The organism is Pseudomonas sp. KH_040 (genome assembly GCF_057839305.1).
Window position 1 is genome coordinate 6,362,910 of sequence record NZ_CM174487.1, and the last position, 16,511, is coordinate 6,379,420.

13 protein-coding genes are annotated in these 16,511 nt (G+C 59.3%); 5 read left to right on the plus strand and 8 right to left on the minus strand.

Annotation, left to right across the window (positions count from 1 at the left end):
• Positions 1-310: 310 nt before the first annotated feature.
• Together AC3IUF_RS28460 and AC3IUF_RS28465 are read right to left on the minus strand one after the other, a co-directional pair.
• Entirely contained in the window at positions 311-949 is a 639-nt protein-coding gene (locus AC3IUF_RS28460) for a peroxiredoxin (protein ID WP_007913831.1), read from the minus strand.
• 297 nt (positions 950-1,246) lie between these two features.
• Complete coding sequence (locus AC3IUF_RS28465) at positions 1,247-2,590, minus strand: OprD family porin (protein WP_489279890.1); 1,344 nt, start codon at positions 2,588-2,590, stop codon at positions 1,247-1,249.
• Between the two features lie 364 nt (positions 2,591-2,954).
• On the opposite strand from AC3IUF_RS28465, the gene tauA reads away from it, so the two are divergent.
• Positions 2,955-3,944, plus strand: coding sequence for a taurine ABC transporter substrate-binding protein (gene tauA / locus AC3IUF_RS28470; RefSeq protein WP_489279892.1), 990 nt, complete (start codon positions 2,955-2,957; stop codon positions 3,942-3,944).
• Positions 3,945-4,073: 129 nt separating this feature from the next.
• Here the strand turns inward: tauA and argA are convergent, their stop codons facing one another.
• Together argA and argE are read right to left on the minus strand one after the other, a co-directional pair.
• Positions 4,074-5,372 carry an amino-acid N-acetyltransferase gene (gene argA / locus AC3IUF_RS28475; RefSeq protein WP_489279893.1) on the minus strand — a complete coding sequence of 433 codons (1,299 nt, stop codon included), beginning with the start codon at positions 5,370-5,372 and terminating at the stop codon, positions 4,074-4,076.
• 263 nt (positions 5,373-5,635) lie between these two features.
• Complete coding sequence (gene argE, locus AC3IUF_RS28480; protein ID WP_489279895.1) at positions 5,636-6,805, minus strand: acetylornithine deacetylase; 1,170 nt, start codon at positions 6,803-6,805, stop codon at positions 5,636-5,638.
• 155 nt (positions 6,806-6,960) lie between these two features.
• Between argE and AC3IUF_RS28485 the strand changes: the two genes are divergently transcribed.
• On the plus strand, positions 6,961-8,331 hold the full coding sequence (locus AC3IUF_RS28485; RefSeq protein ID WP_007913820.1) for a CYTH domain-containing protein: 1,371 nt from the start codon (positions 6,961-6,963) through the stop codon (positions 8,329-8,331).
• An 88-nt stretch (positions 8,332-8,419) separates the two neighbouring features.
• Here AC3IUF_RS28485 and AC3IUF_RS28490 read toward each other — a convergent pair whose 3' ends face one another.
• Positions 8,420-8,890, minus strand: a complete 471-nt coding sequence (locus AC3IUF_RS28490; protein WP_489279897.1) for an Lrp/AsnC family transcriptional regulator — start codon at positions 8,888-8,890, stop codon at positions 8,420-8,422.
• Positions 8,891-9,016: 126 nt separating this feature from the next.
• Between AC3IUF_RS28490 and AC3IUF_RS28495 the strand changes: the two genes are divergently transcribed.
• The 3 genes from AC3IUF_RS28495 to AC3IUF_RS28505 all read left to right on the plus strand — a co-directional run bounded on the left by AC3IUF_RS28495 (position 9,017) and on the right by AC3IUF_RS28505 (position 11,619).
• Positions 9,017-9,355 (plus strand): hypothetical protein, encoded by a 339-nt coding sequence (locus AC3IUF_RS28495; RefSeq protein ID WP_095112835.1) that lies wholly within the window; start codon positions 9,017-9,019, stop codon positions 9,353-9,355.
• 92 nt (positions 9,356-9,447) lie between these two features.
• Positions 9,448-11,232, plus strand: a complete 1,785-nt coding sequence (gene tfpB / locus AC3IUF_RS28500; RefSeq protein ID WP_095112836.1) for a type IV pilus assembly ATPase TfpB — start codon at positions 9,448-9,450, stop codon at positions 11,230-11,232.
• Positions 11,233-11,298: 66 nt separating this feature from the next.
• Positions 11,299-11,619, plus strand: coding sequence for a DUF2388 domain-containing protein (locus AC3IUF_RS28505; RefSeq protein ID WP_174245147.1), 321 nt, complete (start codon positions 11,299-11,301; stop codon positions 11,617-11,619).
• 176 nt (positions 11,620-11,795) lie between these two features.
• Here the strand turns inward: AC3IUF_RS28505 and gcvP are convergent, their stop codons facing one another.
• From gcvP to gcvT, 3 genes are all read right to left on the minus strand, one after another.
• The gene (gene gcvP / locus AC3IUF_RS28510) at positions 11,796-14,669 is read right to left on the minus strand and encodes an aminomethyl-transferring glycine dehydrogenase (protein ID WP_489279900.1); all 2,874 of its coding nucleotides are present in this window, start codon (positions 14,667-14,669) and stop codon (positions 11,796-11,798) included.
• A gap of 205 nt (positions 14,670-14,874) precedes the next feature.
• Entirely contained in the window at positions 14,875-15,258 is a 384-nt protein-coding gene (gene gcvH / locus AC3IUF_RS28515; RefSeq protein ID WP_007911216.1) for a glycine cleavage system protein GcvH, read from the minus strand.
• Positions 15,259-15,305: 47 nt separating this feature from the next.
• The gene (gcvT, locus tag AC3IUF_RS28520) at positions 15,306-16,388 is read right to left on the minus strand and encodes a glycine cleavage system aminomethyltransferase GcvT (RefSeq protein WP_489279902.1); all 1,083 of its coding nucleotides are present in this window, start codon (positions 16,386-16,388) and stop codon (positions 15,306-15,308) included.
• Positions 16,389-16,511: the final 123 nt, after the last annotated feature.

Here is a 16,511-nt window from a genome sequence, read left to right on the forward strand (position 1 = left end):
GGCGATTCGCGGGTTGCGATCTCGCTTCGATGGAGTGACCTTACCAGCTGATTTATATATCCATAAATCATATTTATTCATTTGGTTATTCGTTTTAGAGATATGCAATTCAGGTTATTCAAGGCGAAAAAAAAGGCCGTCGAAACGGCCTCAAATCCCCTGCTTAGTAGCTACCACTGATCGTTCCCACGCTCTGCGTGGGAATGAATCCATGGACGCTCCGCGTCCACTGTGACGCGGAGCGTCACGGACGGCATTCCCACGCGGACGGTTCGACGCCTCGACGTGGGAACGAGTCTGCCCAAGAAGATCATTTGTTCGGCTGTGGCGTCAGACGCAGATACGGTTTCACCGCGCGATAACCCTTCGGAAAGCGCTGCTTGATCTCTTCTTCATCTTTCAACGAAGGCACGATCACCACCTCTTCACCGTCCTGCCAGTTGGCCGGGGTGGCCACCTTGTAGTTGTCGGTGAGCTGCAGCGAATCGATCACTCGCAAAATCTCGTGGAAGTTACGGCCGGTGCTCGCCGGGTAGGTGATGGTCAGGCGGATCTTTTTGTTCGGGTCGATCACGAACAGCGAACGCACGGTCAGCGTATCGTTGGCGTTCGGGTGAATGAGGTCATACAGATCAGAGACTTTGCGATCGGCATCGGCCAGGATCGGGAAGTTGACGACGGTGTTCTGGGTTTCGTTGATGTCTTCGATCCACTTGTGGTGCGAATCCACCGGGTCGACCGACAGCGCGATGGCTTTGACACCGCGTTTGCTGAACTCATCCTTGAGCTTGGCGGTGAAGCCCAGCTCAGTGGTGCACACCGGGGTGAAGTCCGCCGGGTGGGAGAACAGCACGCCCCAGCTATCGCCCAGCCATTCGTGGAAACGAATCTTGCCGGCGCTGGAATCCTGTTCGAAATCGGGGGCGATGTCGCCGAGTCTGAGGCTCATGGTGCTGCTCCTGATGAGTTGTTCGAGACCTCAACTGTAGCCCGGGATTTGCCATCGTGAAAAAGAATAAATAACTAGATATCTAGATCATTATTGAATATTAAACATCTGTTCACTGGACGCTCGACGGCATCCCGACGAACATCGCTCACAAGGTTCGAGAAGGCCTTGAGTTGCTGTAAAGAGGGGAATTTCGGGGCAGGCTTACGGGGGTGAGCCTGACTCGAAAACGCAAAAGCCCCGTCCGGCGCGATGCCGGACGGGGCTTTTTTTACATCCGCGAATCGAGACGCGCTATTACAGCAGCGGGATCGAGTAGCTGACGATCAGGCGGTTTTCGTCCTGCGAACGGGTGTTCGGCAGATCGGTGCGCCATACAGCGTTTTTCCACATCAGGCCGACGTTCTTGAACGGACCTTCCGGTACAACGTAACCGATGGTGAAGTCGCGTTCCCACTCGGAACTGTTCGAACCGTTCTCACGACCGTTGGTGCCAACGGTATCGATCGAATCGCCTTTGAGGTAAACGACACCGGCGGTCAGGCCAGGTACGCCGACTTTAGCGAAGTCATACGAGTAGCGAGCTTGCCAGGTTTTCTCGCCGGCACGGCCGAACTTCTGGATCTGCATGTCGGTGATGGTGTAGTTCGACGAGCCGTCGCCCTGGTTCAGCCAAGGGAAGTCGCTGCTGCCATTGGAAACCTGGTAACCGCCACCGAAGGTGTGGCCTTCAACGGTGTACAGGAACAGGCCGCTGTACAGGTTGTTGTCGACTTCACCGCGACCGTTACGCACGCCGGTGTAGTTACCGGTGCTGTAGTAGGCTGGATCGGTACCGTTTTTGCCGTCATCGGAGCTGTTGAAGTAACGGAAATCGGATTTCAATACGCCGGGGCCGATTGCCCAGTTGTGAACCAGACCCAGGAAGTGCTGCTTGTAGAAGTCTTCCAGGTTGCCGTAGTAGTACTGGGCAGTCAGGTCTTTGGTGATCTTGTAGTCACCACCGGCGTAGATGAATTTGTTGCTGTCACGGAACGCAGTACCACGGGTGTTTGCACCGCTGATGGACAGGTTTTCGTTGTTGCTGGAGTTACGACCTTTCGCAGCTTCGATCTGACCGCCGACCAGAGTCAGGTCCTTGATTTCGCCGGAAGTGATCTGGCCACCCTGCCAGGTTTGTGGCAGCAGACGACCGTCGTTGGTCACGATGACCGGGTTCTTCGGCTGCAGAGTACCCAGCTTCAGTTCAGTCTGGGAGATCTTGGCTTTGGCAGTCAGACCCAGGCTGGAGAAGTTGTCCACCGCTTTGCCGTTGGACTCGCTCGGGAACACAGTGCCGCCGTAAGCGGTACCGCTGTTGCCGTTAGTGCCGCCGCCCGAATCCAGACGTACGCCCAGCAGGCCGATGGCATCGATACCGAAACCTACGGTGCCTTGGGTATAACCGGAGATGAAACGCAGATCGAAGCCTTGGCCCCACTCTTCGTTCTTGTTGGCGCCAGCGCCATCACGGTTATCGGTGTTGATGTAGAAGTTACGCAGCCCCAAGGTAGCTTTGCTGTCTTCGATGAAACCGGCGGCGCCTGCCTGCTGCGCCATAACCCCTACGGCCACAGCCAGGGCCAAGGTGGACTTGTTCATGTAAAGCTCCTCTCGTTTCTAATTCTTGTGTTCCTGGCCCGGGGTCTGATGCCCTGGGTCCTAAGATGCGCGATTAGCGCCAGACCGTGACCGACAAGTCAATCGTAACCTTGTGTGTCTACGACCAAGGTCTAATCGCAGTGATTTGGTCCGTGCAGAGTAAAGATTTCCTGATAAACCCAAAAAGAATTTATTCATTCTTTTTCATATCATTTCGGAATATGGCCATTATCTTGCCACCTCCGCCGGGAAACAGCGTATCGGCGACTAAGCTCATTCCTAAATGGTATTTGTTAGCCTTTTTTTATATCGATTAGCTTTGGCGTAACCCCGAATCGTCAAACCCTATCGAAAAGGCGACGCCATGATGGCCAAACGCGCACTATCTAGTCAATTTGTTACAGTTTGTGTGTCAGCGCTGATTTCTTTTTCCGCGCATGCCACCAACCTCACAGTGGGGTATCAAACCGGTATCGACCCGAGCAAAGTCCCCCAGGCCGACGGCGTCTACGAGAAAACCATTGGCGAGAAAATCGACTGGCGTCGCTTCAACAGCGGCCCGGAAGTTGTGACAGCCATTGCTTCGGGTGACGTGCAGATCGGCAACCTCGGTTCCAGCCCGTTGGCCGCGGCGGCTTCGCGCAATCTGCCGATTGTGGCGTTCATCGTTTCGGCGCAGATCAATGCCGCCGAAGCGCTAGTGGTGCGCAATGGCAGCGGTATCAACACCCCCCAGGACCTGGTCGGCAAAACCATCGCCACACCTTTCGTTTCGACCTCACACTACAGCCTGCTCGGCGCCCTCAAGCATTGGGGCCTGGACGCCTCGAAAGTCAAAGTGGTGAACCTGCAACCAGCAGAGATCGCAGCGGCGTGGAAGCGTGGCGATATCGATGGCGCATTTGTCTGGTCGCCGGCGCTGGGGGAAATCCGCAAGACCGGCAAGACCCTGACCGATGCCGCGCAGGTCGGCCAGTGGGGCGCGCCGACCTTCGAGGTCTGGGTCGCGCGCAAGGATTTTGCCGAGAAGCATCCTGAGGTTGTCGCAAAGTTCGCCAAGGTCACGCTCGACTCATTCGCCGATTACGCCGCACACAAAGACCGCTGGACGGCTGACTCGGTGCCGGTACAGAAAATCGCCAAACTGACCGGTGCCAATGCCGCTGATGTGCCGGAATTGCTGGCAGGTTCAGCGTTCCCGGACGCAAAGGCGCAGCAAACCACGGCGCTGCTGGATGGCGGCACGGCGAAAGCGATTGGCGAGACGGCGAAGTTTTTGAAGGAACAGGGCAAGGTTGAAACGGTGCTGCCGGATTATTCACCCTACGTCAGCGCCAAATTCATCACCGAGTGATTGATCGTTCCCGCGCTCTGCGTGGGAATGCAGCCCGGGACGCTCCGCGTCCCATCAAAAGCCGAACGCGGAGCGTCCGTTGAGGCGTTCCCACGCAGAGCGTGGGAACGATCGAATGGACCAACTCGGTTAAAGGGTTTTTTCGAAGATCTTCGAATTACGCTGAAAGTTGTACAGCGAAGCCCGCGCCGCCGGCAGGCGCTCAACGCTGCTCGGCTCGAAACCACGCTCACGGAACCAGTGCGCGGTGCGCGTGGTGAGGACGAACAAGGTCTTCAAACCCTGCACCCGTGCTCGGGTTTCGATGCGCTCCAGCAATTCATCACCGCGACCGCCATGGCGGTACTCCGGGTTCACTGCCAGGCACGCCAGTTCACCGGCATCCGAATCGGCAATCTGATACAGCGCCGCACAGGCGATGATCATGCCTTCACGCTCGACCACGCTGAACTGCTCGATCTCGCGCTCCAGCACTTCGCGCGAACGACGCACCAGAATCCCCTGCTCTTCCAGCGGACTGATCAAGTCGAGCAAGCCGCCGACGTCTTCAATCGCCGCCTCGCGGACCAGTTCGAATTGCTCCTGCGCGACCAGCGTGCCGCCACCGTCACGGGTGAACAGCTCGGTCAGCAGCGCGCCGTCTTCGGCGTAGCTGACGATATGGCTGCGCGCCACGCCGCCACGGCAAGCCTCGGCGGCAGCATCGAGCAGTTCTGCCTGATAGTTGCTGCCCAAACGCTGCAAGTGTGCCGGCACTTGCTGTGGACGCAGCTCGCGCACGAGTTTGCCGTTCTCGTCGATCAGACCGAGGTCAGCACCGAACAGCAGCAACTTGTCCGCGCCCAGGTCGATGGCGGCGCGGGTCGCGACGTCTTCGCAGGCGAGGTTGAAGATTTCACCGGTCGGCGAGTAGCCCAACGGCGACAGCAACACGATCGAGCGCTCATCGAGTAGACGGTTGATGCCTTTGCGGTCGACCCGGCGCACTTCGCCGGTGTGGTGATAGTCGACGCCTTCCAGCACGCCGATCGGCCGCGCGGTAACAAGGTTGCCGCTAGCCACGCGCAAACGCGAGCCCTGCATCGGCGACGAAGCCATGTCCATCGACAGCCGCGCTTCGATGGCGATGCGCAACTGGCCGACCGCGTCGATCACACATTCCAGGGTCGCGGCATCGGTGATGCGCATGCCGTGGTGGTAATGCGGGGTCAGGCCACGCGCGGCGAGGCGGGTTTCGATCTGTGGACGCGAACCGTGCACCAGCACCAGACGCACGCCAAGGCTATGCAGCAGAACAATGTCGTGGACGATGTTGCCGAAGTTCGGATGCTCCACGCCATCGCCGGGCAGCATGACGACGAAGGTGCAGTCGCGGTGGGCATTGATGTAAGGGGACGCGTGACGAAGCCAGTTAACGTATTCGGGCATGAACCTGGGCCTGTAATAAATAGCAGCCTAAAAAGGGGCGAAACGGAAAACGCACAGCGGGCTGATGGTTATCGTCGGAACAGGCTTGGCGACACGCGCGCTCTCCTCATGAATACGGGTTGGAATGCTGGCAATTTACAGCGATTGGTCAGACAAAACATAGATCCCTTGTAGGAGTGAGCCTGCTCGCGATAGCGGAGTTTCAGTCAATACCTCCGGGACTGTCTCACCGCTATCGCGAGCAGGCTCACTCCTACAAAGGGTCACTTGGGATCCTTTGACGTTGGTGCACCTGTCAGACAGTAATGTTCAATCAGTTGCCGTAATAGATGCACGGTAGGCTGCAAACGTGACATTTCAAGGTACTCGCCCGGCTGATGCGCACAGGCGATGTCGCCAGGGCCGAGCACAATGGTTTCGCAGCCAAGGCGCTGAAGATAAGGCGCTTCGGTGCCGAACGCCACTGCTTCGGCACTGTGACCGGTGAGCTTTTCAGCGATGCGCACCAGTTCGGCGTCTTCAGACTGCTCGAACGACGGCACTTCCGGGAACAGCGGTTTGTAATCAATCTTCACCTGATGCCGCTCGGCCACCGGGTTGAGCTTGCGCAGAATCTCCGCGCGCAGGACTTTCGGGTCCATGCCCGGCAATGGCCGCAGATCGAACTCCAGCGAACACTGGCCGCAGATACGGTTTGGGTTGTCGCCGCCATGAATGCAGCCGAAATTCATCGTCGGCTGCGGCACGCTGAACTGCGGATTGTTGAATTCGCGCTGCCACAACAGGCGCAAACCGCGCAGTTCGCCGATGGCATCGTGCATCGCTTCGAGTGCGCTGTGCCCCAGGCGCGGATCCGACGAATGGCCGCTCTGCCCGAGGATGTCGATGCGCTCCATCATGATGCCTTTGTGCATGCGGATCGGTTTCAGCCCGGTCGGCTCACCGATTACCGCTGCGCGGCCCAACGGACGCCCGGCCTCGGCCAGCGCACGGGCGCCGGACATCGAGCTTTCTTCATCGCAAGTGGCGAGGATCAGCAGCGGCTGCTTGAACGGCTGATCGAGCAGCGGCAGCACCGCTTCGATGATCAGCGCGAAGAAACCTTTCATGTCGCAACTGCCCAGCCCGACCCAACGGCCATCGACCTCGGTGAGCTTCAGCGGATCGGTCTGCCACAACGCATCGTCGTACGGCACCGTGTCGCTGTGTCCGGCCAGCACCAGCCCGCCGGGACCGCTGCCGAAACTGGCGAGCAGGTTGAATTTGCCGGGGCTGACCTGCTGGATGTCGCAATTGAAACCCAGATCCCCCAGCCAACCGGCGAGCAAATCGATCACCGCGCGATTGGATTGATCAAGGTTCGGTTGGGTACAGCTGACCGATGGCGCGGCGATCAGCGCAGCGAACTGGTCTTGCATGGACGGCAAAGGCATCGCTGACTCCAACTCCCGAATTGAAGTCCATCATAGAACCATCCGGCGTCAGGAATAAACCGCCGCAGGGCGTAGGACGAATCAGTCCTGTACACTGCACGGCCTTGGCAGCCACATATTCCCCGGCTGCGCTCCCGATCCTGGATTTTCCGGCCATGCAGAAAGAAACCGAAATCAAACTCCGCGTCAGCCGCGAAACCCTCGCCGCCCTGCGCGAGCACCCGTTACTGAAAAAACGCAACAAAAGTGGCTGGGAACGCCGTGAGTTGATGAACCAGTATTTCGACACCCCCGAGCGCGATCTGGCTCAGGCCAAAGTCGCCCTGCGCCTGCGCAAGGACGGTGACGAAGTGATTCAGACCCTCAAGACCCGTGGCCAAAGCGTTGCCGGTCTGTCCGAACGCAATGAATACGACTGGAAGTTGCCGAAAGCCAAGCTCGACGTGAAGAAACTCGACGGCGAATGCTGGCCCGAGTCGCTGGCCGAGCTGGACAAGAAAACCCTCAAGCCGATCTTCACCACCGACTTCGTTCGCGAACGCGCCGAAATCGCCTGGGGCCGTGGCAAGAGCAAAGTAGTCATCGAAGCCGCGCTGGATCTTGGCCACGTAGTGGTCGGCAAACAGAAAGAAGAAATCTGCGAGCTGGAACTGGAACTACGCGAAGGCGAGCCTGCCGCGCTGCTGGAACTGGCTGCCGAGCTGGCGGAAACCCTGGCGTTGATGCCGTGTGACATCAGCAAGGCTGAGCGTGGCTATCGCCTGTACGACGCCAACAGTTACTCGCTGAGCCTGCCGGCGCCGGAGCTGACCCCGGAAACCCAACTCGACGACGCCTTCGCTGCGCTGAGCTGGCATTTGCTCGGCAGCAGCCAGCGTCTGGCCGAACAGTACCGTTTCAACGGCCACTGGCGCCTGTTGCTCGACTGGGTCGAGAACCTCGCGGAAATGCGTGCCCTGCTCAGCAGCCTCGGCCAGGCCGCGCCGCGTCAGTCGACCCACGACTTGCGCGTTGCCCTGGATGCGTTGCTGGAAGACTGGCGCCCGCTGGTGCAGGCCGGTATCGAAGACGAAGACGTGCGCAAAGCCGCGCCGGAGCAGTTCCTCGAAGAACTCGAAGACCCGCGCTGGGGCCTGTTCTCGCTGAGCACGTCACGCTGGTTGCTGGCCCGCACCTGGACCGCCGACCGCAACGTTCGTGGTAACCGTCAGGGCGGCGCGCAGTTGCACAGCTGGTTGCCACGCCTGTTGGGCGAAGAGGCCACGGCCCTGCAATTGCAGCGTTATCAGCAGCAGCCGGAAGATCTGGCTGAACAACTGCCGCGTATCGAGCGCATTCAGGTCTGGCTGCACCACGCACGCAACGTGCTGGAGATCCCGGAAATGGATCGCCTGTACGGCGAGCTGAACAAGCTGGCGCAACTGGCCAACGAACCGACGATCACTGACGAACTGCTCGACGCACGCAAGCAACAGGCGATTGCGGTTTACCAGAATCGCGCGTGGAAAATGCTCCTGCGCATGTAACACCGCTAAAAGATCGCAGCCTTCGGCAGCTCCTACAGGGTGTACACCCGCCCCATGGAGGAGCTGCCGCAGGCTGCGATCTTTTGCTTTATCGCAACACAGGCAAGCTGGTGGTGGACTTGATCTCCGATAACGCCACAATCGAATTCACTTCCTGTATCCCCGGCACCAGCGACAGCTTCTCGAAGAAGAACCGCTCATACGCCTCGATGTCCGCCGCAACAATCCGCAGTAAAAAATCCACCGCCCCCATCAATACATAACACTCCAGCACCTCCGGAAACCCGCGAATCGCTTCGGTGAACTCAGTGAAGTTCGAACGCCCGTGTGCGTTGAGTTTGATCTCGGCAAAGATCTGCGTATTCAGGCCAATCTTCTTGCGATCGAGCAAAGTCACCTGCCCGCGAATGATCCCCTCTTCTTTCATCCGCTGAATCCGCCGCCAGCACGGCGATTGCGACAGGCCGACCTGCTCGGCGATCTGCGCGCTCGAGAGCGATGCGTCCTCTTGCAGCAGGGCGAGAATCTTGCGGTCGTAGCTGTCCAGTTCGCCGTGCATAGAAAAACCTCAATAACCGGATTATGCGAATTGATCTTTTCGATCAACCGTCATTAACGCCGATCATAGCCAAGAAATACCCCGCACCGAATGTAAAAATTCCTCCAGAGATTTTGGAGACTTGTCATGCCGCACCTCGAAGCCGTCACCTCCCCGCCAACCCGCGCCGATGTCTGGAACGTCAGCAACGCCCATTGCCTGGCGCAGTATCAAATCCTTGCCGAGGCTGAACCGGATCTGCTGGTGCGGGTGTTGAATCTGTTCGCGTTGCAGTTCCTCACGCCCGAGCAGGTCAACGTGCAGCGCATGGACGATCTGCTGTCGATCGACCTGGTCATGGGCGGTCTCAGTTGGCATCGCGCGCAAGTGATCGCGGAAAAACTTCGTAACCTGATCAGCGTTTGCTCGGTGAATCTGCAAAACGCCGACAGCGCTTGGGATGCGCGGACGCAAGCGGCCGGCTGACAAACCCGGCAACGCCTTCGTCGGGTAGTGGCCCAACGGTCTACCGGGCCGCGACTATCCTTTTGCGCACTGTCGTTCAAAAGGAAGCCCGCATGTCCGTTCAATTCGCCACTCAGGACCGCTGGCTGGAGCTCAATGATGTGCTGCGTGAACTGGTCGCCCAGGGTTTTATCTGCCAGGACTCGGCGGAGCAGGCGCTGAATGCGCGCCGCCGTCACGCCGCGAATGGCCAGATGCACCCGCTGGAATTCATCGCCAGCCAGCAACTGGACGACCTCAGCCGTCCGGGCAAACACCTCGACCTGGAAAGCCTGACCCTCTGGCTGGCGCAACAGGCCGGCCAGCCTTATCTGCGTATCGATCCGCTGAAGATCAACGTCGCCGCCATTACACCGTTGATGTCTTACGCCTTCGCGCAACGACACAAGATCCTCGCCGTGGCGGTCGACCGTGATGCGGTAACCGTGGCCAGCGCTCAGCCTTACGTCACCGGTTGGGAAGCGGATCTGACTCACGTGTTGAAGCTGCCGATCAAACGAGTGGTGGCCAACCCGGCGGATATCCAGCGCTTCAGCGTCGAGTTCTTCCGCCTGGCGAAATCGGTCAGCGGCGCCAGCAATGCCGATCAGCAAAGCGGTAACCTCGGCAACTTCGAACAACTGCTCAACCTCGGCGCCAGCGATCAGGAGCCGGACGCCAACGACGCGCACATCGTCAACATTGTCGACTGGCTGTTCCAGTACGCCTTCCAGCAGCGCGCCAGCGATATCCACATCGAACCGCGGCGCGAGCAAGGAACGGTGCGGTTTCGCATCGACGGCGTGTTGCACAACGTCTATCAATTTCCGCCGCAGGTGACCATGGCGATCGTCAGTCGCCTGAAAAGCCTCGGGCGGATGAACGTCGCCGAAAAGCGCAAACCGCAGGACGGCCGGGTCAAGACCAAGACTCCGGATGGCGGCGAAGTCGAACTGCGGCTTTCGACCCTGCCTACAGCGTTCGGTGAAAAAATGGTCATGCGGATCTTCGATCCGGAAGTGCTGCTCAAGGATTTCGATCAGTTGGGTTTCAGCGCCGATGACCTGAGGCGCTGGCAGGACATGACCCGTCAGCCCAACGGCATCATTCTGGTTACCGGGCCGACTGGTTCGGGCAAGACCACCACGCTCTACACCACGCTGAAAAAACTGGCGACGCCGGAAGTGAACCTTTGCACCATCGAAGACCCGATCGAAATGGTCGAGCCGGCGTTCAACCAGATGCAGGTGCAGCACAACATCGACCTGAGCTTCGCCGCCGGCGTGCGTGCGCTGATGCGACAAGACCCGGACATCATCATGATTGGCGAGATCCGTGATCTGGAAACCGCTGAAATGGCGATTCAGGCGGCGCTCACCGGGCACCTGGTGCTGTCGACGCTGCACACCAACGACGCACCCAGCGCGATCAGTCGTTTGCTCGAACTCGGCGTGCCGCACTACCTGATCAAAGCCACCGTGCTCGGCGTCATGGCCCAGCGTTTGGTGCGCACCTTGTGTCCGCATTGCAAGGCGCCACTAACGCTGGAAGACGAGGATTGGCAAACCCTGACACGCCCGTGGCAAGCGCCGCTGCCGGGCAACGCGCAACGTGCGATCGGTTGTGTGGAATGCCGCGACACCGGCTATCGCGGCCGCGCCGGTGTCTACGAAATCATGCAACTGAGCGATAGCCTCAAGGCTTTTATCACCCCGGACACCGACCTCACGGCGATTCGCCGGCAGGCGTTCAAGGAAGGCATGCGCAGTTTGCGTTTGTCCGGTGCGCAAAAAGTCGCGGCAGGGCTGACGACGGTTGAGGAAGTGCTCCGGGTGACGCCGCAGAGCGAGCAGAAATAGCCCATCACGGAACTGGATCGGGGGAATGGCAATCCAACGCCCTAGTTAACCCCCAGGAGTCACCTCATCATGCGTCTCAAACTTGCTGTTGCCACACTGGCCTTGCTGTCCCTTCCCGTTGGTTCGGCCATGGCGGACAGCTTTTGGCGTAACGTCATCTCGTCCGGCGCCACCACCGGTTCGACCTACCTGACCTTCAAGGATCACAAGCTGATCATCGCCGCGCAGGACGATGCCGGCAGCTTCGTTGCCAGCGACGGCGGTATTCGTGGGCCGTATCTGGAAGCAGCGATGCAGAAAGTCCGCGCCGACAATCCGGGCCTGCAGGCGTCGGACATGGAACTGGCGAACGCGATTCTGGCGAAAAACGCCGTGGCGTCCGAGTAACAAAAAATGCCGCTCAATCGAGCGGCATTTTTTTGCCCGGATTTCAGATTCACCACAATCCCTTGTAGGAGTGAGCCTGCTCGCGATAGCGGTGTATCAGGCAAATTTTCCGGTGACTGATCCACCGCTATCGTGAGCAGGCTCACTCCTACAGGGGAACTGAGTGGACCTAAGTATCAGCGGTAGTCGTCCACCGGGACGCAGGCGCAGAACAGGTTGCGATCGCCGTAGACATTGTCGACACGATTCACCGCCGGCCAATACTTGTGTGCCTTGGTGTGCGCATCCGGGGTAACTCCTTGCTCGATGCTGTACGGCCGCTCCCACACCCCGGTGACATCCGCCAAGGTATGCGGCGCGCGTTTCAGCGGGTTGTCCTCGGTCGGCCAGTTGCCGTTTTGCACCTCAGTGATTTCCGCGCGAATACTCAACATTGCACCAATAAATCGGTCCAGCTCTGCTTTGGATTCACTCTCGGTCGGCTCGACCATCAAAGTCCCCGGTACCGGGAATGACATGGTCGGTGCATGGAAGCCGTAATCCATCAGACGCTTGGCTACGTCTTCCTCACTGATGCCGGTCTGCGTTTTCAACGGTCGCAGGTCGAGAATGCATTCATGAGCCACACGCCCGTCGCGTCCTGTGTACAACACCGGGAACGCGCCGGATAAATGCTGCGCCAGGTAATTCGCCGCCAGGATCGCCACTTCACTGGCATCGGCCAACTGCGGCCCCATCATGGCGATGTACATCCAGCTGATCGGCAAAATGCTCGCGCTGCCCCACGGTGCTGCGCTGACGGCGCCGTTCTGCGCCAACGGCCCATCGATTGGCACCACCGGATGATTGGCGACGAACGGCGCCAGGTGCGCACGAATACCGATCGGCCCCATGCCCGGCCCACCGCCGCCATGGGGAATGCAAAAAGTCTTGTGCAAATTCATGTGCGACACGTCGGCGCCGATGTCCGCCGGCCGCGCCAGCCCGACCTGCGCATTGAGATTGGCGCCGTCCATGTAAACCTGACCGCCGTACTTGTGGATAACCTCGCAGATCTCGCTGATGCCCTCCTCGTACACCCCGTGGGTCGACGGATAGGTCGCCATCAGGCACGACAACTTATCCCCAGCCTCGGCGGCTTTCGCTTTCAGATCCTGCAGATCGACGTTGCCCGCCTCGTCGCACTCAACGATCACCACACGCATCCCGGCCATTTGCGCCGAGGCCGGGTTGGTGCCATGGGCCGAGGACGGAATCAGGCAGATCTCCCGCGCGCCCTGCTGACGGCTTTCGTGGTATTTGCGGATCGCCAGCAACCCGGCGTACTCGCCTTGGGCGCCGGAGTTGGGTTGCATGCAAATAGCATCGAACCCGGTGATTGCGCACAGCCAGCGCTCCAGTTCTTCGATCATCAACGTATAACCGACCGCCTGCTCACGCGGCACGAACGGATGCAGGTTAGCGAACTGCGGCCAGGTGATCGGGATCATTTCGCTGGTGGCGTTGAGTTTCATGGTGCAGGAGCCCAGCGGGATCATTGACTGGTTGAGCGCCAGATCCTTGTTTTCCAGTTGCTTGAGGTAGCGCAGCATCTCGGTTTCGCTGTGATGCGCGTTGAACACCGGATGACGCAGATACGGTGTTTGGCGTTGAAGGTTGTCGGGAATGCCTGAGGTCAGCGCCTCGGCGTCGAGATCGACGACGGTCAACCCGTGATCAGCTCCGAGCAATACATCGAACAGTCTGGCGACGGTGGTTTCATCGCAGGTTTCGTCGAGGCTCAGCCCTACCCGCCCACGGCCGAGAATCCTCAGGTTGATCTGCGCAGCCTGAGCACTCTCGATGATCGCCGTTTGCGCACCGCCGACGTCCAGCGTCAGCGTGTCGAAGAATTGCGCATTGATCCGGTTGATCCCTTTGCGCTCAAGTCCTGCGGCCAGAATGCAGGTCAGCCGATGGACGCGCTGGGCGATACGCTTCAAGCCTTCCGGCCCGTGATAGACCGCGTAAAAACTGGCGATGTTGGCCAGCAATACCTGCGCCGTACAGATGTTCGAATTGGCCTTCTCACGACGAATATGTTGCTCGCGGGTTTGCAATGCCATGCGCAACGCGACGTTGCCCCGGGCATCTTTCGACACACCGATGATCCGCCCGGGAATCGCCCTTTTGTATTCCTCGCGGCTGGCAAAGAACGCCGCGTGCGGGCCGCCATAACCCATTGGCACGCCAAAACGCTGCGAGGAACCGAACACCACATCCGCGCCCAACTCTCCCGGGGGTGTCAGCAGTAGCAAGCTCAATAAATCAGTAGCGACACAAGCCAATGCCTGTTGCGCATGCAAGTGATCGATCAGCGGACGCAGGTCGCGAACCTCGCCATGAGTGTCCGGATATTGCAGAAGCGCGCCAAACACCTGATGCTGCTTCAAGTTATCCACAGCGTCGATGATCAGCTCGAAACCGAAGCCTTCGGCACGGGTCTGCACCACGGAAATGGTTTGCGGGTGGCAGTTCTCATCGACGAAAAACAGATTGCTCTTCGACTTCGCCACACGCTTGGCCAGTGCCATGGCTTCCGCCGCTGCCGTGGCTTCATCGAGCAGCGAGGCATTGGCCAATTCGAGGCCGGTGAGGTCGATGGTCAGCTGCTGAAAGTTCAGCAGCGCTTCGAGTCTGCCCTGCGCGATCTCGGGCTGATATGGCGTGTACGCGGTGTACCAACCGGGATTTTCCAGCACGCTGCGCAGGATGACGGTTGGCGTCAGGGTACCGTGGTAGCCCATACCGATCAGGCTGGTCCAGACCTGATTCTGCTCGGCGTAACTGCGCAGCTTGGCCAGCGCGGCTTGTTCATCCAGCGCCGCCGGCAGGTCGAGCGCGCGATTGAAGCGAATGCCTGGCGGCACCGTTTGCTCGATCAGTTCGATTCGACTACCGAGGCCGAGGCTGTCGAGCATCGCCTGCTGTTCGGCAGCATCGGGGCCGAGGTGACGGCGCAGAAAAGCGTCGGGGTCGCGTAACTGGCTCAGGGACGGCAACTGGGACATGACGGGCTCTCTCTTGGCTGGCGCTCGGCGTCAATGCAACACGGTCAAACCAGCATAGCAGTGCCCTTGAAGATCAAAAGATCGCAGCCTTCGGCAGCTCCTACAAGATGTACACCATCCTCCTGTAGGAGCTGCCGAAGGCTGCGATCTTTTGATCCTAAAAAAAAGCCCCGACAAGTCGGGGCTTTGGGGTGTTGCTTAACGCTTACTCGCCGATGGCAGCCTTGTACGCTGCAGCATCCAGCAGCTTGTCCAGCTCAGCCTTGTCGCTTGGCTTGAGCTTGAAGATCCACGCGCCATACGGGTCGGAGTTCAGCAGCTCGGGCGAGGCGCCCAGTTCTTCGTTGATCGCGATGACTTCACCGCTGACCGGCGAATAGATATCGGAAGCGGCTTTCACCGACTCGACCACACCGGATTGATCACCGGCAGCGAACACCTTGCCCACTTCGGTCAGCTCGACAAACACCACATCGCCCAGCGCTTCCTGCGCGTGATCGCTGATGCCCACAGTTACGGTGCCGTCGGCTTCCAGACGCGCCCATTCGTGACTTTCGGCAAAACGCAGTTCGGCAGGGATATCGCTCATCTTCGGTGTCCTCAAGAAATTGTCAGCGGGCTGCCCGCCGGAAAAGGTTAGATCAAAGTTTTGCCATGGCGTACGAAGGTCGGTTTGACCACTCGTACCGGGTACCACTTGCCACGGATTTCCACTTCGGCGCGGTCGGCGGTGGCCATCGGCACACGCGCCAGGGCAATCGATTTGCTTAGCGTAGGAGAGAAACTACCACTGGTGATCTCCCCTTCGCCAACATCAGCGATGCGAACCACTTGATGAGCGCGCAAAACACCGCGCTCTTCCAGCACCAGGCCGACCAGTTTGTGTGCAACACCGGCGGCTTTTTCCGCTTCCAGCGCGGCGCGGCCGATGAACTGGCGCGTAGTCGGTTCCCAGGCAATGCTCCAGGCCATGTTCGAGGCCAGCGGCGAAACGTCTTGATGAATGTCCTGACCGTAAAGGTTCATACCGGCTTCAACCCGCAGAGTGTCGCGGGCACCGAGGCCGATCGGGGAAATGCCGGCACCGACCAGATCGTTGAAGAACCCCGGCGCCTGATTGGCCGGCAGACAGATTTCCAGACCATCCTCACCGGTATAACCGGTCCGGGCGATAAACCAGTCGCCATCGGTATAGCCTTCGAAGGGTTTGAGGTGCTGGATCAGCGTGGCGCGCGACTGGGTCACCAGTTCGGCAATCTTGTGCCGGGCCTGCGGACCTTGAATGGCGAGCATCGCCAGTTCGGCGCGTTCGTGCAGTTGCACGTCGTAATCGCCGCGCTGCGCGTTCATCCAGGCCAGATCCTGATCGCGGGTGGAGGCATTGAACACCAGGCGATAACAGTCATAGAGACGATAGACGATCATGTCATCGACGATGCCGCCGCGCTCGTTGAGCATGGTGCTGTACAACGCACGGCCGGGGCGGTGCAGGCGGTCGACATCATTGGCCAGCAGATGCTGAAGCCAGGCCTTGGCCTGACTGCCGGTGACATCGATCACGGTCATGTGGGATACATCGAACACCCCGCAATCGCGGCGCACTTCGTGGTGCTCCTCGACCTGCGAGCCGTAATGCAGTGGCATGTCCCAACCGCCAAAATCGACCATCTTCGCGCCTAAGGCGAGATGCAGGTCATACAGAGGCGTACGCTGTCCCATGGGTTTCTCCTTCCGGGCGTGGCGAAGGTGCGGACAGCCGCTGCACGGGTGAAAGCCTTGAAATAGAAGGCTCTCAGCCGATTCCAGCGAACAGGTCTGTCAGACTAACCGCACCGAATGCCG

Coding starts and splice junctions, on each gene's coding strand:
- AC3IUF_RS28460 (WP_007913831.1), bottom strand. CDS start 949: ATGAGCCTCAGACTCGGCGACATCGCCCCCGATTTCGAACAGGATTCC.
- AC3IUF_RS28465 (WP_489279890.1), bottom strand. CDS start 2,590: ATGAACAAGTCCACCTTGGCCCTGGCTGTGGCCGTAGGGGTTATGGCG.
- tauA (WP_489279892.1), top strand. CDS start 2,955: ATGATGGCCAAACGCGCACTATCTAGTCAATTTGTTACAGTTTGTGTG.
- argA (WP_489279893.1), bottom strand. CDS start 5,372: ATGCCCGAATACGTTAACTGGCTTCGTCACGCGTCCCCTTACATCAAT.
- argE (WP_489279895.1), bottom strand. CDS start 6,805: ATGCCTTTGCCGTCCATGCAAGACCAGTTCGCTGCGCTGATCGCCGCG.
- AC3IUF_RS28485 (WP_007913820.1), top strand. CDS start 6,961: ATGCAGAAAGAAACCGAAATCAAACTCCGCGTCAGCCGCGAAACCCTC.
- AC3IUF_RS28490 (WP_489279897.1), bottom strand. CDS start 8,890: ATGCACGGCGAACTGGACAGCTACGACCGCAAGATTCTCGCCCTGCTG.
- AC3IUF_RS28495 (WP_095112835.1), top strand. CDS start 9,017: ATGCCGCACCTCGAAGCCGTCACCTCCCCGCCAACCCGCGCCGATGTC.
- tfpB (WP_095112836.1), top strand. CDS start 9,448: ATGTCCGTTCAATTCGCCACTCAGGACCGCTGGCTGGAGCTCAATGAT.
- gcvP (WP_489279900.1), bottom strand. CDS start 14,669: ATGTCCCAGTTGCCGTCCCTGAGCCAGTTACGCGACCCCGACGCTTTT.
- gcvH (WP_007911216.1), bottom strand. CDS start 15,258: ATGAGCGATATCCCTGCCGAACTGCGTTTTGCCGAAAGTCACGAATGG.
- gcvT (WP_489279902.1), bottom strand. CDS start 16,388: ATGGGACAGCGTACGCCTCTGTATGACCTGCATCTCGCCTTAGGCGCG.